General features: G+C 59.3%; 19 protein-coding genes. 3 read left to right on the plus strand and 16 right to left on the minus strand.

Annotated features, from left to right (window positions below; genetic code table 11):
• Nucleotides 1-104 precede the first annotated feature (104 nt).
• The 14 genes from nuoF to M0814_RS06220 form a co-directional block, all read right to left on the minus strand.
• The gene (gene nuoF / locus M0814_RS06155) at nucleotides 105-1460 is read right to left on the minus strand and encodes an NADH-quinone oxidoreductase subunit NuoF (RefSeq protein WP_027614663.1); all 1356 of its coding nucleotides are present in this window, start codon (nucleotides 1458-1460) and stop codon (nucleotides 105-107) included.
• On the minus strand, nucleotides 1457-1954 hold the full coding sequence (nuoE, locus tag M0814_RS06160) for an NADH-quinone oxidoreductase subunit NuoE (protein ID WP_003223804.1): 498 nt from the start codon (nucleotides 1952-1954) through the stop codon (nucleotides 1457-1459). The genes nuoF and nuoE overlap by 4 nt, the downstream gene beginning before the upstream one ends.
• Before the next feature lie 2 nt (nucleotides 1955-1956).
• Nucleotides 1957-3741, minus strand: coding sequence for an NADH-quinone oxidoreductase subunit C/D (gene nuoC / locus M0814_RS06165; protein ID WP_003223807.1), 1785 nt, complete (start codon nucleotides 3739-3741; stop codon nucleotides 1957-1959).
• Nucleotides 3742-3810: 69 nt separating this feature from the next.
• Nucleotides 3811-4485: an NADH-quinone oxidoreductase subunit B gene (locus tag M0814_RS06170; RefSeq protein WP_003223809.1), complete on the minus strand. Its 675-nt coding sequence runs from the start codon at nucleotides 4483-4485 to the stop codon at nucleotides 3811-3813.
• A gap of 10 nt (nucleotides 4486-4495) precedes the next feature.
• Complete coding sequence (locus M0814_RS06175; protein WP_003223812.1) at nucleotides 4496-4909, minus strand: NADH-quinone oxidoreductase subunit A; 414 nt, start codon at nucleotides 4907-4909, stop codon at nucleotides 4496-4498.
• 644 nt (nucleotides 4910-5553) lie between these two features.
• Nucleotides 5554-6879 carry an isocitrate lyase gene (gene aceA / locus M0814_RS06180; protein WP_003223815.1) on the minus strand — a complete coding sequence of 442 codons (1326 nt, stop codon included), beginning with the start codon at nucleotides 6877-6879 and terminating at the stop codon, nucleotides 5554-5556.
• Nucleotides 6880-7352: 473 nt separating this feature from the next.
• A complete protein-coding gene (locus M0814_RS06185; protein WP_103486070.1) occupies nucleotides 7353-8090 on the minus strand; it encodes a secretin N-terminal domain-containing protein in 738 nt (245 codons plus the stop codon).
• 243 nt (nucleotides 8091-8333) lie between these two features.
• Nucleotides 8334-8759 (minus strand): GNAT family N-acetyltransferase, encoded by a 426-nt coding sequence (locus M0814_RS06190; RefSeq protein WP_003223818.1) that lies wholly within the window; start codon nucleotides 8757-8759, stop codon nucleotides 8334-8336.
• Nucleotides 8752-9924 carry a cupin domain-containing protein gene (locus M0814_RS06195; protein WP_003223820.1) on the minus strand — a complete coding sequence of 391 codons (1173 nt, stop codon included), beginning with the start codon at nucleotides 9922-9924 and terminating at the stop codon, nucleotides 8752-8754. The genes M0814_RS06190 and M0814_RS06195 overlap by 8 nt, the downstream gene beginning before the upstream one ends.
• Nucleotides 9925-10010: 86 nt before the next feature.
• A complete protein-coding gene (gene purB / locus M0814_RS06200; protein ID WP_003223822.1) occupies nucleotides 10011-11381 on the minus strand; it encodes an adenylosuccinate lyase in 1371 nt (456 codons plus the stop codon).
• Between the two features lie 126 nt (nucleotides 11382-11507).
• A complete protein-coding gene (gene hflD / locus M0814_RS06205) occupies nucleotides 11508-12131 on the minus strand; it encodes a high frequency lysogenization protein HflD (protein ID WP_003223824.1) in 624 nt (207 codons plus the stop codon).
• The gene (gene mnmA, locus M0814_RS06210) at nucleotides 12128-13252 is read right to left on the minus strand and encodes a tRNA 2-thiouridine(34) synthase MnmA (RefSeq protein ID WP_003223826.1); all 1125 of its coding nucleotides are present in this window, start codon (nucleotides 13250-13252) and stop codon (nucleotides 12128-12130) included. Before mnmA ends, hflD begins: the two co-directional genes overlap by 4 nt.
• Nucleotides 13253-13311: 59 nt before the next feature.
• A complete protein-coding gene (locus M0814_RS06215; protein ID WP_103486069.1) occupies nucleotides 13312-13758 on the minus strand; it encodes an NUDIX hydrolase in 447 nt (148 codons plus the stop codon).
• Between the two features lie 199 nt (nucleotides 13759-13957).
• Nucleotides 13958-16183, minus strand: coding sequence for an NADP-dependent isocitrate dehydrogenase (locus tag M0814_RS06220; RefSeq protein ID WP_103486068.1), 2226 nt, complete (start codon nucleotides 16181-16183; stop codon nucleotides 13958-13960).
• A gap of 481 nt (nucleotides 16184-16664) precedes the next feature.
• On the opposite strand from M0814_RS06220, the gene icd reads away from it, so the two are divergent.
• Nucleotides 16665-17921 (plus strand): NADP-dependent isocitrate dehydrogenase, encoded by a 1257-nt coding sequence (gene icd / locus M0814_RS06225; protein WP_047601677.1) that lies wholly within the window; start codon nucleotides 16665-16667, stop codon nucleotides 17919-17921.
• Nucleotides 17922-17982: 61 nt separating this feature from the next.
• Here icd and M0814_RS06230 read toward each other — a convergent pair whose 3' ends face one another.
• Entirely contained in the window at nucleotides 17983-18264 is a 282-nt protein-coding gene (locus M0814_RS06230) for a cold shock domain-containing protein (protein WP_103486074.1), read from the minus strand.
• Between the two features lie 224 nt (nucleotides 18265-18488).
• Between M0814_RS06230 and clpS the strand changes: the two genes are divergently transcribed.
• Together clpS and clpA are read left to right on the plus strand one after the other, a co-directional pair.
• A complete protein-coding gene (gene clpS / locus M0814_RS06235; protein WP_027614670.1) occupies nucleotides 18489-18872 on the plus strand; it encodes an ATP-dependent Clp protease adapter ClpS in 384 nt (127 codons plus the stop codon).
• A 30-nt stretch (nucleotides 18873-18902) separates the two neighbouring features.
• Nucleotides 18903-21173, plus strand: coding sequence for an ATP-dependent Clp protease ATP-binding subunit ClpA (clpA, locus tag M0814_RS06240; protein WP_003223837.1), 2271 nt, complete (start codon nucleotides 18903-18905; stop codon nucleotides 21171-21173).
• A gap of 1047 nt (nucleotides 21174-22220) precedes the next feature.
• On the opposite strand, the gene infA is transcribed toward clpA, so the two are convergent.
• Nucleotides 22221-22439: a translation initiation factor IF-1 gene (infA, locus tag M0814_RS06245; protein WP_002553999.1), complete on the minus strand. Its 219-nt coding sequence runs from the start codon at nucleotides 22437-22439 to the stop codon at nucleotides 22221-22223.
• Nucleotides 22440-22541 lie beyond the last annotated feature (102 nt).

The raw sequence follows: 22541 nt of genomic DNA on the forward strand, positions 1-22541 counted from the left end.
CGGGCGTGGCTAATGGAATCTTGTTATCCGTCCGAATCCAGTCAGCCCCGAAAGGCGTCATCGGACGAAAGGCGAAGGGCACGGACCCTTCGCCTTTTAAGCGTTTACGCGCCGACTACGATCGGCCTTGCCAGAGGCGGGACGGCGGCGCTTGCAGGCGCGATACCGGCTTCGAACTCTGGACGGAAGTATTTGATGGCACTGCCCAACGGCTCCACGGCACCCGGTGCGTGAGCACAGAAGGTCTTGCCTGGGCCGAGGAAGCCGACCAGACCCAGCAGGGTCTCGATATCGCCTGGCTGACCACGGCCTTCTTCGATGGCCATCAAGAGCTTGACGCTCCATGGCAGACCATCACGGCACGGGGTGCAGAAGCCGCACGACTCGCGGGCGAAGAACTGCTCCATGTTGCGCAGCAGGGAGACCATGTTGACGCTGTCGTCCACCGCCATCGCCAGGCCGGTACCCATCCGGGTACCCACTTTGGCGATGCCGCCGGCGTACATCTGTGCGTCGAGGTGTTCCGGCAGAAGGAAACCGGTACCGGCGCCACCTGGCTGCCAGGCCTTGAGCTTGTAACCGTCGCGCATGCCGCCGGCGTAGTCTTCGAACAGCTCGCGCCCGGTAACGCCGAATGGCAGTTCCCACAGGCCCGGATTCTTGACCTTGCCGGAGAAGCCCATGAGCTTGGTGCCCATGTCTTCGCTACCTTCGCGGGCCAACGATTTGTACCAGTCAACGCCGTCGGCAATGATCGCCGGCACGTTGCACAGGGTTTCAACGTTGTTCACGCAGGTCGGCTTGCCCCACACGCCAACGGCGGCAGGGAAGGGCGGCTTGGAGCGCGGGTTGGCGCGGCGGCCTTCAAGGGAGTTGATCAGTGCGGTTTCTTCACCGCAGATGTAACGCCCGGCGCCGGTGTGGACGAACAGCTCGAAATCGAAGCCGCTGCCCAGAATGTTCTTGCCCAGCAGGCCTGCCGCCTTGGCTTCTTCCACGGCACGGTTGAGGTGCTTGGCGGCGGTGGTGTACTCGCCACGCAGGAAGATGTAGCCACGGTAGGTTTTCAGTGCGCGGGCACTGATCAGCATGCCTTCGATCAGCAGATGGGGCAGTTGCTCCATCAGCATGCGGTCTTTCCAGGTGTTCGGTTCCATTTCATCCGCGTTGCACAGCAGGTAGCGGATGTTGATGGATTCGTCCTTGGGCATCAGGCCCCACTTCACGCCAGTGGGGAAGCCTGCACCGCCGCGGCCTTTCAAGCCTGCGTCTTTCACGGTCTGGACGATGTCGTCCTGAGCCATGTCGGCGAAGGCTTTGCGCGCAGCGGCGTAACCGTTCTTGGCCTGGTATTCGTCGAGCCACACGGCTTCGCCGTCGTCACGCAGACGCCAGGTCAGCGGGTGAGTCTCGGCCGAACGCTTGATGCGGTTGGCAGGACCGAAAGATGTCAGGGTCATACGTAGCCCTCGAGCAGTTTGGCCACGCCAGCAGGCTGCACGTCGCCAAAGGTGTCGTCGTCGATCATCAGCGCCGGTGCCTTGTCGCAGTTGCCGAGGCAGCAGACAGGCAGCAGGGTGAAACGACCGTCGGCGGTGGTCTGACCCAGGCCGATGCCCAGATTGTTCTGGATTTCGCTGACCACCGACTCGTGGCCGCCGATGTAGCAGACCATGCTGTCGCAGACGCGAATGATGTGGCGGCCGACCGGCTGACGGAAGATCTGGCTGTAGAACGTCGCCACGCCTTCAACGTCGCTGGCCGGGATGCCGAGGATCTCGCCGATCGCGTACAGGGCGCCATCCGGCACCCAGCCGCGTTCTTTCTGAACGATCTTCAGGGCTTCGATCGACGCCGCGCGCGGGTCTTCGTAGTGATGCAGCTCGTGCTCGATGGCCGAGCGCTCGGTTTCACTCAAGGTGAAACGGTCTGTCTGGATAAGCGTGCTGTTCATGCTTAGCGGTCCACGTCGGCCATAACGAAGTCGATACTACCCAGGTACGCAATCAAGTCCGCGACCATGCTGCCTTTGATCACCGAAGGGATCTGTTGCAGGTGCGGGAAGCTCGGAGTGCGGATCCGGGTACGGTAGCTCATGGTGCCGCCGTCGCTCGTCAGGTAATAACTGTTGATGCCCTTGGTCGCTTCGATCATCTGGAAGGATTCGTTGGCCGGCATGACCGGGCCCCACGAAACTTGCAGGAAGTGCGTGATCAGGGTTTCGATGTGCTGCAGCGTGCGCTCTTTCGGCGGCGGCGTGGTCAGCGGGTGATCCGCCTTGTACGGGCCTTCCGGCATGTTGCGCATGCACTGGTCGATGATCTTGATGCTCTGGCGCATTTCTTCGACGCGGACCATGCAGCGATCGTAGGCATCGCCGTTGGCGGCCAGCGGTACTTCGAACTCGAAGTTCTCGTAGCCGGAGTATGGACGCGCTTTACGCAGGTCGAAGTCGCAACCGGTCGAACGCAGGCCGGCACCGGTGACGCCCCATTCCAGGGCTTCTTTGGTGTTGTACTGCGCGACGCCGATGGTCCGGCCTTTGAGGATGCTGTTCTGCAGGGCAGCCTTGGTGTATTCGTCGAGGCGTTTTGGCAGCCATTCAACGAAGTCTTTCACCAGTTTGTCCCAGCCGCGCGGCAGGTCGTGGGCGACGCCACCGATGCGGTACCAGGCCGGGTGCAGACGGAAACCGGTAATGGCTTCGATCACCGTGTACGCCTTCTGGCGGTCGGTGAAGGTGAAGAACACCGGGGTCATGGCGCCGACGTCCTGGATGTAGGTCCCCAGGAACAGCAGGTGGCTGGTGATCCGGAAGAACTCGGCCATCATGATGCGGATGACGTCGACCTTCTCCGGGACCTTGATGCCGGCCAGCTTCTCGACCGAGAGCACGTACGGCAGGTTGTTCATCACGCCGCCGAGGTAGTCGATACGGTCGGTGTACGGGATGAAACTGTGCCAGGACTGACGCTCTGCCATCTTCTCGGCACCACGGTGGTGGTAACCGATGTCCGGTACGCAGTCGACGATCTCTTCGCCATCGAGTTGCAGAATGATGCGGAACGCACCGTGCGCCGAAGGGTGGTTCGGGCCCAGGTTGAGGAACATGTAGTCCTCGTTGGCCCCGGAACGCTTCATGCCCCAGTCTTCAGGACGGAAGCGCGCGGCTTCTTCCTCAAGCTGCTGCTTGGCGAGGTTGAGGCTGAACGGATCGAATTCGGTGGCGCGCGCCGGGAAGTCCTTGCGCAGCGGGTGACCTTCCCAGGTCGGCGGCATCATGATGCGCGACAGGTGCGGGTGGCCTTTGAAGTCGATGCCGAACATGTCCCAGACTTCACGCTCGTACCAGTTGGCGTTCGGCCAGATGCTGGTGACGGTCGGCAAGCTCAGGTCGCTTTCGGACAAGGCGACTTTGATCATCACGTCACTATTACGCTCAAGCGACATGAGGTGATAGAACACGGTGAAGTCGGCGCCCGATGGCAGCCCTTGACGCTTGGTGCGCAGACGCTCGTCCACGCCGTGCAGGTCATAGAGCATGACGTACGGCTTGGGCAGGTTGCGCAGGAAGGTCAGGACTTCGACAAGTCTGGCGCGCGCCACCCACAGCACCGGCATGCCGGTGCGGGTCGACTGAGCGGTGAACGCTTCGGCGCCAAAACGGTTGTTCAATTCGACGACCACATCCTGGTCGTCTGCCTTATAAGGCGGGATGTACAGAGCGCTGCCTGTAGTCATGGTTATTTTTTCGCTTTCGGTCAACGTAAAGAATGAAGCCAGCTTCTCGTTTCTTTGAAACAGACTGGATCAGACTTCGTCAGGGCTGCGCAGGTTGGTGACTGCGATTCGCTGTTCGCGGCGCTGTTCCTTTTGCGAAGGCATGTCGGCGCGATAAACGCCTTGGTCGCCAACGACCCAGGAAAGCGGACGACGCTCCTGTCCAATCGATTCCTGCAACAGCATCAAGCCTTGAAGGAATGCTTCTGGACGAGGCGGGCAGCCAGGTACGTAGACGTCCACGGGCAGGAACTTGTCCACCCCTTGAACCACGGAGTAGATGTCGTACATGCCACCGGAGTTGGCGCACGAACCCATGGAGATAACCCACTTCGGCTCGAGCATTTGCTCGTAGAGACGCTGAATGATCGGCGCCATCTTGATGAAGCAGGTACCGGCGATAACCATGAAGTCGGCCTGACGCGGTGATGCCCGGATCACTTCGGCGCCAAAGCGCGCGATGTCGTGGGGCGCCGTGAAGGCGGTGGTCATTTCCACGTAGCAGCACGAAAGGCCGAAGTTGTACGGCCACAGGGAGTTTTTACGCCCCCAGTTGACCGCGCCACTCAGCACGTCTTCGAGCTTGCCCATGAAAATGTTTTTGTGAACTTGATCCTCTAACGGATCGGAAACGGTTTCCCGTTCGCCAATCGGATACTGCTCGTTAGGAGCATCGGGGTCGATTCTGGTGAGATTGTATTGCATTGCCAAAGCCTCATTGTTTCAGCTTCGCCTGCCGCTTGCGACGAGCTTCCGGAGCCCAGTCAAGGGCGCCCACTCGGAACAGGTAGACAAGACCTGCCAACAGAATTGCTATGAAAACGAGAGCTTCGACGAATCCGGTCCAGCCGCTTTCGCGGACGGACACAGACCATGCAAAGAGAAAGAGGGCTTCGATATCGAAGATCACGAACAGCATCGCGACCAGATAGAATTTGGCTGAGAGCCGCAAGCGGGCGCCACCGGTAGGTAGCATGCCGGACTCGAACGGTTCGTTTTTGCTGCGGCCCCAGGCTTTTGACCCGAGGAGGCTGGAGACGCCGAGCATGAAGGCACACAGGCCGACTACACCCAGAAGGAAAATGGCAAAGCCCCAGTTGTGGGCCATGAGTCCTGTCGCTTCGGGCATGCTGGTAATCCTTAACAGAGAGCAAAGGTCTCTGAGCTTGATAAAGAAATAAGGCAGTGACGATATGTCGCAGCAATCAATCGCGCTGATTTTATGGCTAAACACCCGGCAAGTAAAATTCCTATAGCGAAATTATTTATTGGAATAAGGACATAGCGCACCTCCAATGCCCTGTAGCCCATGCAGTGCGGGCATTAGCCGGGTTTCCGCGAATTATGTTTTGTAGGAAATGTAACGAACATAGTTGCTGCTAAATGATAATTGATATCGTTTGGAGTGGTTTTGTAACTGTTTAGCGGTGCAGTAATCAGGAAGTTGTCTTATATGCCTGTTACTGCAAGTAGCGGTGGCGCCAGTTTTAGCTGATTTTTCTGCCATCTGTACCGCTCTGGATCAATGTTTTTGTCCGGGCGGCGTCGATCCCTGTAGGAGTGAGCCTGCTCGCGATAGCGGTTTGTCAGCTAGCACATGCATTGACTGACCCACCGCTATCGCGAGCAGGCTCACTCCTACAGGGGGGGGGTTGTGGTCTTTGGGAAATCGGCGGGCAAAAAAACGCCCCGAACCAGTCGGGGCGTCAGTCTGCGGCTTTGCGGTTAGCTTTCCATCCGATCCGCAAAGGCCGTTTGCTCAGCGAAGCCGAATCAGTGGAACTGTTCTTCTTCGGTCGAACCGGTCAGCGCGGTCACCGACGACGAGCCACCCTGAATCACGGTGGTCATGTCGTCGAAGTAGCCGGTGCCCACTTCCTGCTGGTGAGCCACGAAGGTGTAACCCTTGGCGGCGTCAGCGAATTCCTGCTCTTGCAGCTTCACGTAGGCAGTCATGTCGTTGCGGGCGTAGTCGTGCGCCAGGTTGAACATGCTGTGCCACATGTTGTGAATGCCGGCCAGGGTGATGAACTGGTGCTTGTAACCCATGGCGGACAGTTCGCGCTGGAACTTGGCGATGGTCGCGTCGTCCAGGTTTTTCTTCCAGTTGAAGGAAGGCGAGCAGTTGTACGACAGCAGTTGGTCCGGGTATTCCTTCTTGATCGCTTCAGCGAAGCGGCGGGCTTCTTCCAGATCCGGTTTGGCGGTTTCGCACCAGATCAGGTCGGCGTAAGGCGCGTAAGCCAGGCCACGTGCGATCGCTTGATCCAGACCGGCACGTACCTTGTAGAAACCTTCCTGAGTACGTTCGCCAGTCACGAACGGCTGGTCGTACGGGTCGCAATCGGAAGTCAGCAGGTCAGCCGCGTTGGCGTCGGTGCGGGCCAGGATGATGGTCGGCGTACCGGCAACGTCAGCCGCCAGGCGTGCAGCGGTCAGCTTCTGTACCGCTTCCTGAGTCGGAACCAGTACCTTGCCGCCCATGTGACCGCATTTCTTCACGGAAGCCAGTTGGTCTTCGAAGTGAACGCCAGCGGCGCCTGCTTCGATCATGCTCTTCATCAGCTCGTAGGCGTTCAGCACGCCGCCGAAACCGGCTTCAGCGTCAGCCACGATTGGCGCGAAGTAGTCGATGTAGCCTTCGTCGCCAGGGTTCTTGCCGGCTTTCCACTGGATCTGGTCGGCACGACGGAACGAGTTGTTGATGCGCTTGACCACGGTTGGCACCGAGTCCACCGGGTACAGCGACTGGTCCGGGTACATCGATTCTGCGGAGTTGTTGTCCGCAGCCACCTGCCAGCCCGACAGGTAGATCGCCTGGATACCGGCCTTGACCTGCTGAACAGCCTGGCCGCCGGTCAGGGCGCCCATGCAGTTGACGAAATCTTTCTCTGGGCGGAAGGACGGCTTGGCACCCTGGGTCACCAGGTTCCACAGCTTCTCGGCGCCCATTTTCGCGAAAGTGTGCTCAGGTTGAACCGAGCCACGCAGACGGACGACGTCAGCAGCGGAGTAAGTGCGAGTCACGCCTTTCCAGCGCGGGTTTTCAGCCCAGTCTTTTTCAAGGGCTGCAATTTGCTGTTCGCGTGTCAGTGCCATGGAGATAAACCTCGTCGCGTCTTTATGAAAAGTTGTTCTGCGGTGGAAAATTCCTGCGCTCGCTGACCAGAAGCTTAGGTGGTCAAGTCGGATTCGGCGGGGGAGGCGACGGGATGAACGATGGGTTCGAGGGGAAGTGAGCAGGTAAAGGCGGACTGCGGGCGCATTCAGGCGTCGTGGGCCTTGGTACGAACATCAGTGTGGTGCCGGGTTACCTAATAACGCTTCCGTCCCTCGGGACAACTTCGTTCCAGTCGACAACCTCGTCAAACACACCTTGTGGGCGGTACAGACACGAAGCGGTTCGCGGGGTAGGTGCGAACATCGCTTCGAAGGCCCTTGCCAGGGCCTCTGATTAGCGGGAGCGAGGCCATCATGCCTTCGCTTTTTTGGCCCGTCAAACGTTTTGTAGTGCTTTTTTTCAAGCACTACATCTTTCGTCTAATACGACTAATCAGTCAGTTTTCGGTGCTTTAGTCCAGGGAATCGACTTTGACCCGCAGCGTCATGTCATCCCTGCCTTGAGTCGAGTAGCTGCGGGTCGCGCCCTGTTTGTCGGCCTGGGTTTCGCGGTTCACCCCGGCCAGGGTGATCCATTCGCCCAAGCGTCCGCTGACGGTTGTGTCGGTACTTTGCACGTTCACTACATCGGGACGTTCCTGGCTCATTTGGTCACGATTGGTGCTGATCGCCAGATGAACGATGTCGCCGGTAACACTGGCTGTCACGTAGAAACCCTGGGTGACGTTGCGATATTGCGTCTGGCTGCTGTAATCGCCGTAGGAATTGCTCTGGCTGCTGGTGATCGGCACGCTCTGGCCGACCTGGATCAATGCCGGCGCGCCTTCGCTGGCCTGAATCTGCTGGATGCCGCCATCACGGCTGGCGGTGCTGTAGTTGATGATCCGGGTTTGTTGATCGCCAGTGTTCTGTTGGTTGTTTTCGTTGGTATCGACGGTGATCAGCAGGCGCTTGGGCGCAGTGTCGAGCTGGGTGATCAGCGCTTTGACTTCCTGAATCTTGTCCGGCTCGGCCTTGATGATCAGTTGATTGCCATAGGCGCTGACCTGGCCGTCCTTGCCGATGAAGTCCTGCGCCATGGGCAGCATGTCGGCGCTGGTGCGGTACTTGAGAGGCACGATTTCTGTGGCTGCCATCACCGACAGGCTGCAGCCGAGCAGCAGGGTGGTGAGCAGGGTGCGTAGGGACATGTCCGTTATCTCCGCTTTCGAAAGGCTTGATATTGCCAGTTTGTCGGCCCGGGGTGGGGCAAGTTGAATCGTAGACAGCAAAACGCCCCGGCATCGGTTGATGTCGGGGCGTTTTGTGGTGTTTTTGCTGGCCTCTTCGCGAGCAAGCTCGCTCCCACATTGAATCTCTGTCTGACACACAATCTGTGTCTAATGCAGATCAACTGTGGGAGCGAGCTTGCTCGCGAAAGCCGCGCCGCGGTCTCAGGCCGAATGGCGAACCATATCGACGTGCGGAATCCCCGCTTCAAGGAATTCCTCGCTGACCAGGCTGAAACCCAGACGCTCATAGAACGCCGTGGCTTGTACCTGGGCGCTGAGCATCTGCTGCTGCAGGCCACGGGCTTCGGCTTCAGCGATGACCGCTTGCATCAGCGCATCGCCTACCTTCATGCCGCGCCAGTCCTTCAGCACCGAAACCCGGCCAATGTGCCCGTCGGGCAGCAGGCGGGCGGTGCCGATCGGAAAGTCGCCTTCGAACGCCAGAAAATGCACGGCGGTCGCGTCATCGGCGTCCCATTCAAGCTCGGGTGGCACCGATTGTTCGGCGATGAACACCGTTTCACGAATGCGCCGGATCTCGGCGTTGTCCTTTTGCCAGTCTGCGACACGTACGCGAATCTTATTCATCGGCAAATCCCAGGCTGCCTTGTTTGACCAGCTCGCACAGCAGGCCGCGACCGTCTTCGTCGTTCAGCCACTCGCCGAGGTTGTCGACGTGCAGCGCATCGGCGGCGCAGATCATCTTCAGCAGCTCGCGCAGCTTGCCCGGCAGGTAACGGCTCTGGCCGCTGGCGAACAGCAGCAGGTCGTCATCGACTTCCGACCAGGCCAGGCGCGCACTCGGGTTGCGGATCAGCACCGCGCCGTCTTGCAGGGCATTGAGGAAGTCATCTTCTTCAACGTCTTCCGGGCCGACCACCAGTTCCGGGTAGCGCGGCTCGGTCATGTACTGGCCGAACCAGGTCAGCAGCAGGCGCTCGTCGCTCATGTGCTCGGCGAGCAGGCTTTTCAGGCGGCCGAGTGCGTCGTGCTGGATCTGATGTGGATCATCGCTGACCGGTTTCGCATCGGCGTCGGTGTAGCGTTCTTCGTCAGTCAGGAACTGGCTGAGGAAGTCGGTGAAGTGGGTCAGCACTTCAGAGGCGCTTGGCGCACGGAAACCAACCGAGTAGGTCATGCAGTTGTCCACGGCGACACCGCAGTGAGCCAGGCGCGGCGGCAGGTAGAGCATGTCGCCCGGCTCCAGCACCCACTCTTCGGTCTCGTGGAATTCGGCGAGAATGCGCAGATCCGCGTGTTGCAGCAGCGGGCTCTCGGAGTCGCACATCTGGCCGATCTTCCAGTTGCGCTGGCCGTGGCCTTGCAGCAGGAACACGTCGTAGTTGTCGAAGTGCGGACCAACGCTGCCACCCGGGGCGGCGAAGCTGATCATCACGTCATCGACGCGCCAGCTCGGCAGGAAGCGGAAGTTTTCCAGCAGCTCGCTGACTTCCGGGACGAATTGATCAACGGCCTGAACCAGCAGCGTCCACTCTTTTTCCGGCAGTTTGCTGAATTCGTCTTCGGCGAACGGGCCGCGACGCAGCTCCCACGGACGCTCGCCGTGCTCGATCACCAGGCGCGACTCGACCTCTTCTTCCAGGGCCAGGCCGGCCAGTTCATCGGCGTCGATCGGGCTTTCGAAGTCAGGAATGGCCTGACGGATCAGCAGCGGCTTTTTCTGCCAGTAATCGCGCATGAATTCGCGCGCCGTGAGACCGCCCAGAAGTTGAAGAGGAGTATCAGGATTCATGTGTAACCTATTGAAAAAAAGCATTTTTCAGACGGGAATAAAAACGCCCGGCGCGGCCGGGCGTCTCAAACGGGTCAAGCGGTGAATCAGATGCGTTTGGCTTGCGCTACAGCGTTGCCGATGTAGTTGGCCGGAGTCAGCTGTTTCAGCTCGGCTTTCGCTTCGGCTGGCATGTCCAGGCCGTCGATGAAAGTCTGCAGCGCTTCCGGGCTGATGCCCTTGCCGCGGGTCAGTTCTTTCAGCTTTTCGTACGGGTTTTCGATGTTGTAGCGGCGCATCACAGTCTGGATCGGCTCGGCCAGCACTTCCCAGCAGGCGTCGAGGTCAGCAGCAATCTTCTGCTCGTTGAGCTCCAGTTTGCTGATGCCTTTGAGGCTGGCTTCGTAGGCGATCACGCTGTGAGCGAAGCCCACACCGAGGTTGCGCAGTACGGTGGAGTCGGTCAGGTCGCGCTGCCAGCGGGAGATCGGCAGTTTGCTCGCCAGGTGCTGGAACAGTGCGTTGGCGATGCCCAGGTTGCCTTCGGAGTTTTCGAAGTCGATCGGGTTGACCTTGTGCGGCATGGTCGACGAACCGATTTCGCCAGCGATGGTGCGCTGCTTGAAATAACCCAGGGAGATGTAGCCCCAGATGTCACGGTCGAAGTCGATCAGGATGGTGTTGAAGCGTGCGATCGCGTCGAACAGCTCGGCGATGTAGTCGTGCGGCTCGATCTGCGTGGTGTACGGGTTGAAGCCCAGACCCAGTTCGTCTTCGATGAAGGCGCGGGCGTTGGCTTCCCAGTCGATCTGCGGGTAGGCCGACAGGTGCGCGTTGTAGTTGCCCACGGCGCCGTTGATCTTGCCCAGCAGTGGCACGGCAGCGACTTGAGCGATCTGACGCTCGAGACGGTAAACCACGTTCGCCAGTTCTTTGCCCAAGGTGGTCGGCGAGGCCGGCTGACCGTGGGTGCGCGACAGCATCGGCACGTCGGCGAAACGGATCGCCAGTTCGCGGATGGCGTTGGCGGTCTGGCGCATCAGCGGCAGCATCACGTCGTCACGGCCTTCGCGCAGCATCAGGGCGTGGGACAGGTTGTTGATGTCTTCGCTGGTGCAGGCAAAGTGGATGAACTCGCTGACCTTGGCCAGCTCCGGCAGCTTGGCCGCCTGCTCCTTGAGCAGGTATTCGATCGCCTTGACGTCGTGGTTGGTGGTGCGCTCGATCTCTTTGACGCGCTCGGCGTGCTCCAGCGAGAAGTTTTCAGCCAGTTCATTGAGAACGGCGTTGGCCTCGGCGGAGAAGGCTGGCACTTCCGGGATACCGGCGTGGGCGGCCAGGCGCTGGAGCCAGCGCACTTCAACCAGGACGCGGGCACGGATCAGGCCGTACTCGCTGAAAATCGGGCGCAGGGCCTGGGTTTTGCCGGCGTAGCGGCCGTCAACAGGGGAAACCGCAGTGAGCGAAGAGAGCTGCATGGGGTGTTCTCGGACAGTCGGGCAACGAAATGGGGCGCGTATCATACATGAAAAAATCCGCCGGTCCGTTGCCAACTGACCGGCGTATTACGCGCTACAGACTACAAAACTTTATTGCGCGTCGATTTACTCGCTGCGCATCAACGGATACAGCTCTTTGAGCAGCTTGCGCCGGCTGATCACCAACTGCCAGCGGTGCCCGCCGAGCTGTCGCCACAGGCGTGCCGAACGGATGCCGGCCAGCAGCAGGGCGCGGATCTTCGAGGCGTTGCTCGGTTGCTGCAGGTTGCGCATGTCGCCATGTACCTGAATCCGCTGGCGCAGGGTGCTCAGGGTGTCCTGATACAGCGCACCGCAGGCGGCAATCACGTTTTCGTGGGCCGGGCCGAAGTGTTCGACTTGCGACTGGATCTGCGGCAGGCGCTTGCCGATGGTGTCGAGCATGTCGTCACGTTTGGCCAGTTGGCGTTCCAGGCCGAGCATCGACAGGGCATAGCGCAGCGGCTCGCGTTGCAGGGTGCTCGGGTCGCGCTCGAGAGCGCCGATCAATGCGCGATAACCCTCGCGCAGATTGAGGTCGTCGCCACCGTAGACATCCAGTGTGTCTTTCGGGTCGCGCACCAGCAGGCTGCCGAGCATGCAGCTCAGGCCGGCCTCGCTGGTCTGCCCGGTCTTGGCAATGCGGTCGACCAGCACGGCGGCGAGAAACACGCCGCCCAGCGCCGTCAGTTGCTCCTGAGTCGGGCTCATGCCTGGCCGCTCCACGGCTCGGCGACTTCGATCACGCCACCACCGAGGCAGATTTCACCGTCGTAGAACACCACGGACTGGCCCGGGGTCACTGCGCGTTGTGGTTCGTCGAACACGGCGCGGTAGCCGCTGGCGGTTTTTTCCAGAGTGCAGGCCTGATCGCTCTGGCGATAACGCACTTTGGCGGTGAGGCGCAGCGGCTGGCTCAGGTCGATCGGGTTGACCCAATAGATTTCCGAAGCGAGCAGGGCGCTGGAGAACAGCCACGGGTGGTTGTTGCCTTGGCCGACGATCAGCTCGTTGGTGTCCAGATCCTTGCGCAGCACGTACCACGGCTCGTCGCCGGCATCTTTCAGGCCGCCGATGCCCAGGCCCTGACGCTGGCCGATGGTGTGGTACATCAAACCGTGGTGACGACCGATGACTTCGCCTTCGGTGGTCTTGATCTCGCCCGGTTGCGCCGGCAGGTATTGCTTGAGGAAGTCGCTGAAACGTCGCTCGCCGATGAAGCAGATCCCGGTGGAATCCTTTTTCTTGGCGGTCGCCAGCTCGTATTTCTCGGCAATTGCCCGCACTTCCGGCTTTTCCAGTTCACCGACCGGGAACAGGGTCTTGGCGATCTGTTCGCCGCCGACAGCGTGCAGGAAATAGCTCTGGTCCTTGTTCGGATCGAGGCCCTTGAGCAGTTCGGTACGACCATCGATGTCGCGACGGCGCACATAGTGGCCGGTGGCGATCAGGTCGGCGCCAAGCATCATGGCGTAGTCGAGGAACGCCTTGAACTTGATCTCGCGGTTGCACAGGATGTCCGGGTTCGGGGTGCGACCGGCCTTGTATTCGGCCAGGAAGTGCTCGAACACGTTGTCCCAGTACTCGGCGGCGAAGTTGGCGGTGTGCAGCTTGATGCCGATCTTGTCGCACACGGCCTGGGCATCCGCCAGGTCGTCCATGGCGGTGCAGTATTCCGTTCCGTCGTCTTCTTCCCAGTTCTTCATGAACAGGCCTTCCACCTCGTAACCCTGCTCGATCAGCAGGAGAGCGGAAACGGAAGAGTCCACGCCGCCGGACATGCCGACAATGACGCGCTTCTTGGATGTGTCAGAAGGGGCTGGATCACGCATAGGGATTCAATGAGTGTCTTGAAAAAGGACGCGATTCTATCAGGCTCACGGCCTCAAGGCTAAAGAGAAGGGCGGATCAGTTCGAGACTGAAGTGATGGCCGGCCAGATAGTCGTCGATGCAGCGGATGATCAGCTCGCTGCGCCAGTTGTCGCGCTGGGCGATTAATTCGCTGCGGGTCAACCACTTGGCGCCGACGATGCCATCGTCGAGTTGATAGTCCGGGTGGTGTTTCACCGCTTTGGCGCTGAAGCACACGCGTTGATAAGTCACGCCGTTGCTCGGCGCGGTGTACAGGTAAATGCCGACCACGCCGGTGGGTTCGACGTCCCAGCCGGTTTCCTCGAGGGTTTCACGGATGGCGGCTTCGATCAGGGTTTCGTCCGGATCCAGGTGGCCGGCCGGCTGATTGAGCACGTTACGCCCGGCCTTGTGTTCTTCGACCATCAGGAAGCGGCCGTTGTCTTCGACGATGGTGGCGACGGTGATGTGGGGGAGCCATTCCATAAAACCTTCCTCAATATCCAGGTTAAAACTCAATCCCCCTGTGGGAGCGGGCTTGCTCGCGAATGCGGTGGGTCAGTCAATGACGATGTTGAATGATAAACCGCATTCGCGAGCAAGCCCGCTCCCACAGGGGTTTTGTGTTGTGTTCGGAAATAGAAACCCCGGCACTGGGCCGGGGCTTCTTTACAGCATTACAACCTTAAACCAGCGCAGCAATCGCCGCGTTGAAGGTTGCGCTTGGGCGCATGGCCTTGCTGATCAGCTCGGCATCGGCGTGGTAGTAACCGCCGATGTCCACTGGCTTGCCCTGCACAGCGTTGAGTTCGGCAACGATGGTCGCCTCGTTCTCGGTCAGGGTTTTGGCCAGGGTCGCGAACTGCGCTTGCAGTGCAGCGTCTTCGGTCTGGGCGGCCAGGGCCTGAGCCCAGTACATCGCCAGATAGAAGTGGCTGCCGCGGTTGTCGATGTTGCCGACTTTGCGCGATGGCGACTTGTTGTTGTCGAGGAACTGACCGGTGGCCTGATCCAGGGTTTTCGACAGAACCAGCGCTTTCGGGTTGTTGTAGTTCACACCCAAATGCTCGAGGGACGCTGCCAGCGCCAGGAATTCGCCCAGCGAATCCCAGCGCAGGAAGTTCTCTTCAACCAGTTGCTGCACGTGCTTCGGTGCCGAACCGCCGGCGCCGGTTTCGAACAGGCCACCGCCGTTCATCAGCGGCACGATCGACAGCATCTTGGCGCTGGTGCCCAGTTCCATGATCGGGAACAGGTCGGTCAGGTAGTCGCGCAGTACGTTGCCGGTCACCGAGATGGTGTCCTTGCCTTCGCGGGTGCGCTGCAGGGTGTACTTCATGGCATCGACCGGCGCCATGATCTGGATGTCCAGACCGCTGGTGTCGTGATCCTTCAGGTAAGCCTGAACCTTCTCGATCACTACGCCGTCGTGGGCGCGCATCGGGTCCAGCCAGAAGATCGCCGGGGTGCTGCTGGCGCGAGCACGGTTGACGGCCAGTTTGACCCAGTCCTGGATCGGCGCGTCTTTGGTCTGGCACATGCGGAAGATGTCGCCGGCTTCAACAGTCTGTTCCATCAGCAGGTTGCCCTTGCTGTCGGTGACGCGAACCACGCCGTCAGCCTTGATCTGGAAGGTCTTGTCGTGCGAGCCGTACTCTTCGGCTTTCTTCGCCATCAGGCCAACGTTCGGCACGCTGCCCATGGTGGTCGGATCGAACGCGCCGTTGGCTTTGCAATCTTCGATCACGGCCTGGTAGATGGTTGCGTAGCAACGATCCGGGATCACAGCCTTGGTGTCGTGCAGCTGACCGTCGGTGCCCCACATCTTGCCGGAGTCACGGATCATCGCCGGCATCGAGGCGTCGACGATAACGTCGCTCGGCACGTGCAGGTTGGTGATGCCCTTGTCGGAGTTGACCATCGCCAGCGACGGACGCGCGGCGTAGACCGCTGCGATGTCCGCTTCGATCTGCGCTTGCTGCTCGGCCGGCAGGGCCTTGATGCGAGCGTACAGGTCGCCGATGCCGTTGTTGAGGTTGAAGCCGATCTGGGCCAGCACGTCAGCGTGCTTGGTCAGGGCGTCTTTATAGAACTCGGCAACGATCTGGCCGAACATGATCGGGTCGGAGACCTTCATCATGGTCGCTTTCAGGTGCACCGAGAGCAGCACGCCCTGGGCCTTGGCGCTTTCGATTTCAGCGGCGATGAACGCGCGCAGGGCGTTTTTGCTCATCACGGCGCAGTCGAGGATCTCGCCAGCCTGAACGCTGGTTTTTTCTTTCAGGACGGTCGCGGTGCCGTCTTTGGCGATCAGCTCGATTTTCACAGCGTCAGCGGCGTCGATCAGGGCGGCTTTTTCGCTGCCGTAGAAATCGCCGGTGCTCATGTGAGCTACGTGGGACTTGGAGTCTTTGGCCCAGGCGCCCATTTTGTGCGGGTGCTTGCGCGCGTAGTTTTTTACCGACAGCGGGGCGCGGCGGTCCGAGTTGCCTTCACGCAGAACCGGGTTCACGGCGCTGCCCTTGACCTTGTCGTAACGCGCCTTGGCTTCTTTTTCGGCGTCGTTGGTCACGGTTTCCGGGTAGTCCGGCAGGTTGTAACCCTGGGCTTGCAGCTCTTTGATTGCTGCTTGCAGCTGAGGCACCGAAGCACTGATGTTCGGCAGCTTGATGATGTTGGCTTCAGGCGTAACGGCCAGGTCGCCCAGTTCGGCGAGGTGGTCGGCTACAGCTTTGTCGCCCAGTTGCTCGGGGAAGCTGGCCAGGATGCGCGCTGCAAGAGAGATATCGCGGGTTTCCACGGCGATATCGGCCGAGGCGGTGTAAGCCTCGATGATCGGCAGCAGGGAATAGGTGGCGAGGGCTGGAGCTTCGTCGGTGAAGGTATAGATGATCTTCGAGCGGGTGGGCATATTCGGATTAACTCTCTCTTCTTTGCTAAAGCGTGCGCAGAAACTCGAGGGGCGCCGGGTAAGCGCGTTCGTTCAAAGTCATCCATGAACCGAATGTCGAGATTCTTCGCGGTGATGTTGGGTGCATCAGTAGAGCGTCAAGCAGTCGGACTGCGGTAACAACCCGACCAATCAGGCGGAAAGTCTCGTGCTAGAGAGGCCAGCCGTCGTGACCCTTTGGTCAGCGGGCGGCATTATACATAGGTAGCTGGCAATCTGCCGATGGTTCATATGCAACGATTCTCGTCCATTGGTCTAAAGGTCGCAGGGGCGGGTGGGGCGTAGAGTCGCTGCGAATGCTTGAGTTTGGCGCTTTTCCCTTTGCTTTCAGGCTTGTACGAAACCAGATGTAGCCGCGCCGTGAACAGAGGGTTTGCGTGTTGATTTAACTGGGTTACGCTCGAACCAAGCCAGATGTTCAATCCAAACAATGGAGTTCAGCATGGGTTACAAGAAGATTCAGGTTCCAGCCGTCGGCGACAAAATCACCGTCAATGCAGACCATTCTCTCAATGTTCCTGATAACCCGATCATCCCCTTCATCGAAGGTGACGGCATTGGCGTCGACGTCAGCCCGGTGATGATCAAAGTGGTTGATGCTGCCGTGGCCAAGGCCTACGGGGGCAAGCGCAAGATTTCCTGGATGGAGGTTTATGCTGGCGAAAAAGCGACCCAGGTCTATGACCAGGACACCTGGCTGCCCCAGGAAACCCTGGACGCCGTCAAAGATTACGTGGTCTCCATCAAAGGCCCGCTGACCACCCCGGTCGGTGGTGGCATCCGCTCCCTCAACGTAGCCCTGCGCCAGCAACTCGATCTGTATGTATGCCTGCGCCCCGTGGTGTGGTTCGAAGGTGTGCCGAGCCCGGTGAAAAAGCCTGGCGACGTCGATATGGTGATCTTCCGCGAGAACTCCGAAGACATTTATGCCGGTATCGAATGGAAGGCCGGTTCCCCTGAGGCCACCAAGGTCATCAAGTTTCTGAAAGAAGAAATGGGCGTCACCAAGATCCGTTTCGACCAGGATTGCGGGATCGGCATCAAGCCTGTTTCCAAGGAAGGCACCAAGCGTCTGGTGCGCAAGGCCCTGCAATACGTGGTGGACAACGACCGCAAGTCGCTGACCATTGTGCACAAGGGCAACATCATGAAATTCACCGAAGGTGCCTTCAAGGACTGGGGTTACGAGGTGGCGAAGGAAGAATTCGGCGCCGAGCTGCTCGATGGCGGCCCATGGATGAAGTTCAAGAACCCGAAAACCGGCCGTGAAGTCATCGTCAAGGATGCCATCGCCGACGCCATGCTTCAGCAGATCCTGTTGCGTCCGGCCGAGTACGATGTGATCGCCACGTTGAACCTCAATGGTGACTACCTCTCCGACGCCCTGGCGGCGGAAGTGGGCGGTATCGGTATCGCGCCGGGTGCCAACCTGTCCGACACCGTGGCCATGTTCGAGGCGACCCACGGTACCGCGCCGAAGTACGCCGGCAAGGACCAGGTCAACCCGGGTTCGGTGATTCTGTCGGCCGAGATGATGTTGCGTCATCTGGGCTGGACCGAAGCGGCGGATCTCATCATCAAAGGCACTAACGGCGCCATCAAGGCCAAGACCGTGACCTATGACTTCGAACGTCTGATGGACGGTGCCACGCTGGTATCGTCTTCGGGCTTTGGTGAGGCGATCATCAAGCACATGTAAGCCGTGCAGGTACAAAAAAACCGCCTTCGGGCGGTTTTTTCATGACCGGGTGACGGTTATGTCAGCCCGACACCTTTTCTGTATGAGGGGCATGCGTAGCCGCTTCGTTTGACACCTGCGCCGCCGCGATCTTTACCGCATGCAGGCCTTTGGGTCCCTGGACGATGTCGAAACTCACGACCTGCCCGGCCTTGAGGGTTTTATACCCGTCCATCTCAATGGCGGAGTAGTGCGCAAAGAAATCAATGTCTTTGCCATCCTCGTCACGTCCTTCCCGGGCATCGGTATTGATGAAGCCGAATCCCTTGGCATTGTTGAACCACTTGACCTTGCCGACAGCCATGCTCAAATCCCTCTGCAACAGACTCCATCGCTGGAGTATCATCCAGGACATCCGCAATCTAATCCGTTAAAAGGATTGACTCCGCGGATCTTTTTTACCCACTGTGGGCTCTATTGGTTGTAACACCGTTTTCCCGATAGTCAAGGTGACCGGGCAGTCGGAGTTGAAAAGGTGTACAGCCGCCCCCACCACTGTATTTGCACAACTGACGAACCTTTCTTTCCATGCATGCAATCAGCCAGATTCGACTAACATTCAATCAGGATCGCCCGCTTCTCCAAAAGGATCATCCAGAGGAGCACGACGACGATTCGGCAGGCGTTGCTGTTCAGGAAGCAAAGCCTGCGTTACAGGCGCCGCCGATGTACAAGGTGGTTTTGTTCAATGATGACTACACACCGATGGATTTCGTCGTCGAAGTGCTCGAGGTGTTTTTTAACCTGAATCGCGAGCTGGCGACCAAGGTCATGCTGGCCGTTCACACAGAAGGACGGGCAGTATGTGGAGTGTTTACCCGCGACATCGCCGAGACAAAGGCCATGCAGGTCAACCAGTACGCCAGGGAAAGCCAGCATCCGCTACTCTGTGAAATCGAGAAGGACGGTTAATCGCCGACCACTTGGGTATGAGGTGAAGCTATGTTAAACCGCGAGCTCGAAGTCACCCTCAATCTTGCCTTCAAGGAGGCTCGTTCGAAGCGTCATGAATTCATGACCGTCGAACACCTGCTGCTGGCCCTATTGGACAATGAGGCTGCCGCCACCGTATTGCGTGCCTGCGGCGCAAACCTCGACAAACTCAAGCACGACCTGCAGGAGTTCATCGACTCCACCACGCCACTGATCCCCGTCCATGACGAAGATCGCGAGACCCAGCCAACCCTGGGCTTCCAGCGTGTACTGCAACGTGCTGTCTTTCATGTACAGAGCTCGGGCAAACGCGAAGTAACCGGCGCCAACGTGCTGGTTGCCATCTTCAGTGAGCAAGAGAGTCAGGCCGTATTCCTGCTGAAACAGCAGAGCGTTGCGCGCATTGATGTCGTCAATTACATCGCCCACGGCATTTCCAAAGTGCCGGGGCATGGCGATCACTCTGAAGGTGAACAAGATATGCAGGACGACGAGGGCGGTGAGTCTTCTTCTTCAGGCAATCCGCTGGATGCTTATGCCAGCAATCTCAACGAGCTCGCGCGCCAGGGTCGGATCGATCCGCTGGTCGGCCGCGAGATGGAAGTCGAGCGTGTCGCGCAGATTCTGGCGCGTCGGCGCAAGAACAATCCGCTGCTGGTCGGCGAGGCAGGCGTGGGTAAAACCGCGATTGCCGAAGGCCTGGCCAAGCGTATTGTCGACAACCAGGTGCCGGATCTGCTGGCCAACAGCGTCGTTTATTCGCTCGATCTCGGTGCCCTGCTGGCAGGCACCAAGTATCGCGGTGATTTCGAGAAGCGCTTCAAGGCGCTGCTCAATGAGCTGAAAAAACGTCCGCAGGCGATCCTGTTCATCGACGAAATTCACACCATCATCGGTGCCGGCGCTGCGTCCGGTGGCGTGATGGATGCCTCGAACCTGCTCAAGCCGCTGCTGTCGTCTGGCGACATTCGCTGCATCGGCTCGACCACGTTCCAGGAATTTCGCGGCATCTTCGAGAAGGATCGGGCCTTGGCTCGACGCTTCCAGAAGGTTGATGTCGTCGAGCCGTCGGTGGAAGACACCATCGGTATCCTGCGCGGTCTGAAAGGGCGTTTCGAGCAGCACCACAACATCGAATACAGCGATGAGTCGTTGCGCGCCGCTGCTGAACTGGCATCGCGCTACATCAATGACCGGCATATGCCGGACAAGGCCATCGACGTGATCGACGAGGCGGGTGCCTATCAGCGCCTGCAACCGGCTGATAAACGCGTGAAGCGCATTGATGTGCCGCAGGTTGAAGACATCGTGGCGAAGATCGCGCGGATTCCGCCGAAACACGTCACCAGCTCCGACAAGGAACTGCTGCGTAACCTGGAGCGTGACCTGAAGCTGACGGTGTTTGGTCAGGATGCGGCGATCGATTCGCTGTCGACCGCGATCAAACTGTCCCGTGCCGGCCTCAAGTCGCCTGACAAACCAGTCGGCTCGTTCCTGTTCGCAGGTCCTACCGGTGTCGGTAAAACCGAGGCCGCGCGGCAACTGGCCAAGGCACTGGGGATCGAACTGGTGCGCTTCGACATGTCCGAGTACATGGAGCGTCACACCGTATCGCGTCTGATCGGTGCGCCTCCAGGCTATGTCGGGTTCGATCAGGGAGGTCTGTTGACCGAGGCGATCACCAAGCAACCGCACTGCGTATTGCTGCTCGATGAAATCGAGAAGGCGCATCCGGAAGTCTTCAACCTGCTGCTGCAGGTGATGGACCACGGTACGCTCACCGATAACAACGGGCGCAAGGCGGACTTCCGCAATGTGATCATCATCATGACCACCAACGCCGGCGCCGAAACCGCGGCGCGTGCTTCGATCGGTTTCACCCATCAGGACCACTCGTCTGATGCGATGGAAGTGATCAAGAAGAGCTTCACGCCGGAATTCCGTAACCGTCTGGACACCATTATCCAGTTTGGTCGCCTCAGCCATGAGGTCATCAAAAGTGTGGTGGACAAGTTCCTTACCGAACTGCAGGCGCAGCTGGAAGACAAGCGTGTGTTGCTGGAGGTTACCGATGCGGCGCGCAGTTGGCTGGCGGCCGGTGGCTACGATTCGGCCATGGGCGCGCGTCCGATGGCGCGTCTGATCCAGGACAAGATCAAGCGTCCGTTGGCGGAGGAGATTCTGTTTGGCGAGCTGGCCGAGCATGGCGGTGTGGTGCACATCGACATCAAGGATGGTGAGCTGACGTTTGACTTCGAGACTACGGCGGAGATGGCCTGACGGCTTGGTTGTTGGTTTGGAAGGCGCCTTCGGGCGCCTTTTTGTTGGCTGATGTTTTTGGGTGTATATCCGTTGCTGCGGTCACGGCCTCCTATGGTTCCGCCCTTACGGCGGGTCACTTTTTCCAGACGCCGAAAAAGTAACCAAAAAGGCTTTACCCTGACGTTCGGCCCTCGCTTAGGCTCGGGTTCCTTCGCTGCGGGATTCATCCGGGGGGCAGCGCCTACGGTTTGCTTCGCTGCACCTCCTCTCGCTGTGTTTGGCTGCGCCAAACGGTCGCTGCGCTCCCACCCCCGGATAAATCCCTCCACTCAGCCTGCCGACGGGCCCTGAGATCAAAAGCTTTACTCGAGCTAACGCTCATTGTGTTGAGTGGGGCGGCTTCGCCGCATGCGGGGCACGCTCTCTGAACTGTAGGAGCCAGCCTGCTGGCGATGGCGGCCTGACAGCCGACCAATTTCTTGCTGATGCACCCGGCCCAACTGTGGGGTCTGGCCTGCCAGCGATGGCGGCCGACCAGCCTACCAATCTCCTACTGCCTACCCCAATCCACTGTGGGAGCGGGCTTGCTCGCGAAGGCGGCCTGCCAGCCGACCAATTTCTAACTAAATGCATCCTGTGCCATGCAGGAACTGCCGAAGGCTGTGATCTTTTGACCTGCTTTGGCTTTGGCTTTTGATGTGGCTTTTGATCTTCAGCCCATCGGCAGGCCGAGCGAAGGTGTCCATCAGGGGGTTAGGCGCGCAGCGCCATGCGGCGAAGCCGCATCCATCGAGAGGAGGTGCAGCGAAGCAAACCGGAGGCGATGCCCCCTGATGGGCACCGTAGCGAGGGAACACTGAGCCTCAGCGAAGTGCCGTACGCCGGGGCAAAGCCTTTTGGGTTACCTTTTCGGCGTTTGGAAAAGGTGACTCGCTGTAAGAGCGAAACCATAGGAGGCCGTTACCGCAGCAACGGATATACACCCAAAACCCAGGCCCAAACTCAAACCCAAATCGCAGACAAACAAAAACGCCCGGCAAAGCCGGGCGTCTTGTATTGACTTGATTAGCGAGCGCGGTAAGTGATGCGCCCTTTGCTCAAGTCATAGGGCGTCAGCTCGACGCGCACTTTGTCACCGGTAAGAATACGAATGTAGTTCTTGCGCATCTTGCCGGAGATATGCGCGGTTACGACGTGCCCATTTTCCAACTCCACACGAAACATGGTGTTGGGCAGGGTGTCGACGACAGTGCCTTCCATTTCGAAGCTGTCTTCTTTCGACATGCAGTAAAGCCCTCGGTGTCCAATGAATGGCCCGGTGCAACTGCGCCAGGCAAAAGCGGCGTGCATTGTGCCCGAAAAAGGGGGTTCAAGCCAAGGGGTTTA

It is taken from the genome of Pseudomonas sp. MWU12-2020 (genome assembly GCF_023100605.1).
In the GTDB taxonomy this organism is placed as follows: Bacteria; Pseudomonadota; Gammaproteobacteria; order Pseudomonadales; family Pseudomonadaceae; genus Aquipseudomonas; species Aquipseudomonas fluorescens_H.

What these genes read in the sequence shown, in the direction of transcription:
- icd (WP_047601677.1), top strand. Translation starts at nt 16,665, where the DNA reads ATGGGTTACAAGAAGATTCAGGTTCCAGCCGTCGGCGACAAAATCACC.
- M0814_RS06195 (WP_003223820.1), bottom strand. Translation starts at nt 9,924, where the DNA reads ATGAATCCTGATACTCCTCTTCAACTTCTGGGCGGTCTCACGGCGCGC.
- M0814_RS06185 (WP_103486070.1), bottom strand. Translation starts at nt 8,090, where the DNA reads ATGTCCCTACGCACCCTGCTCACCACCCTGCTGCTCGGCTGCAGCCTG.
- nuoE (WP_003223804.1), bottom strand. Translation starts at nt 1,954, where the DNA reads ATGAACAGCACGCTTATCCAGACAGACCGTTTCACCTTGAGTGAAACC.
- purB (WP_003223822.1), bottom strand. Translation starts at nt 11,381, where the DNA reads ATGCAGCTCTCTTCGCTCACTGCGGTTTCCCCTGTTGACGGCCGCTAC.
- M0814_RS06175 (WP_003223812.1), bottom strand. Translation starts at nt 4,909, where the DNA reads ATGCCCGAAGCGACAGGACTCATGGCCCACAACTGGGGCTTTGCCATT.
- M0814_RS06230 (WP_103486074.1), bottom strand. Translation starts at nt 18,264, where the DNA reads ATGGCTGTCGGCAAGGTCAAGTGGTTCAACAATGCCAAGGGATTCGGC.
- M0814_RS06170 (WP_003223809.1), bottom strand. Translation starts at nt 4,485, where the DNA reads ATGCAATACAATCTCACCAGAATCGACCCCGATGCTCCTAACGAGCAG.
- infA (WP_002553999.1), bottom strand. Translation starts at nt 22,439, where the DNA reads ATGTCGAAAGAAGACAGCTTCGAAATGGAAGGCACTGTCGTCGACACC.
- nuoC (WP_003223807.1), bottom strand. Translation starts at nt 3,741, where the DNA reads ATGACTACAGGCAGCGCTCTGTACATCCCGCCTTATAAGGCAGACGAC.
- clpS (WP_027614670.1), top strand. Translation starts at nt 18,489, where the DNA reads ATGCATGCAATCAGCCAGATTCGACTAACATTCAATCAGGATCGCCCG.
- M0814_RS06190 (WP_003223818.1), bottom strand. Translation starts at nt 8,759, where the DNA reads ATGAATAAGATTCGCGTACGTGTCGCAGACTGGCAAAAGGACAACGCC.
- M0814_RS06215 (WP_103486069.1), bottom strand. Translation starts at nt 13,758, where the DNA reads ATGGAATGGCTCCCCCACATCACCGTCGCCACCATCGTCGAAGACAAC.
- clpA (WP_003223837.1), top strand. Translation starts at nt 18,903, where the DNA reads ATGTTAAACCGCGAGCTCGAAGTCACCCTCAATCTTGCCTTCAAGGAG.
- aceA (WP_003223815.1), bottom strand. Translation starts at nt 6,879, where the DNA reads ATGGCACTGACACGCGAACAGCAAATTGCAGCCCTTGAAAAAGACTGG.
- hflD (WP_003223824.1), bottom strand. Translation starts at nt 12,131, where the DNA reads ATGAGCCCGACTCAGGAGCAACTGACGGCGCTGGGCGGCGTGTTTCTC.
- mnmA (WP_003223826.1), bottom strand. Translation starts at nt 13,252, where the DNA reads ATGCGTGATCCAGCCCCTTCTGACACATCCAAGAAGCGCGTCATTGTC.
- nuoF (WP_027614663.1), bottom strand. Translation starts at nt 1,460, where the DNA reads ATGACCCTGACATCTTTCGGTCCTGCCAACCGCATCAAGCGTTCGGCC.
- M0814_RS06220 (WP_103486068.1), bottom strand. Translation starts at nt 16,183, where the DNA reads ATGCCCACCCGCTCGAAGATCATCTATACCTTCACCGACGAAGCTCCA.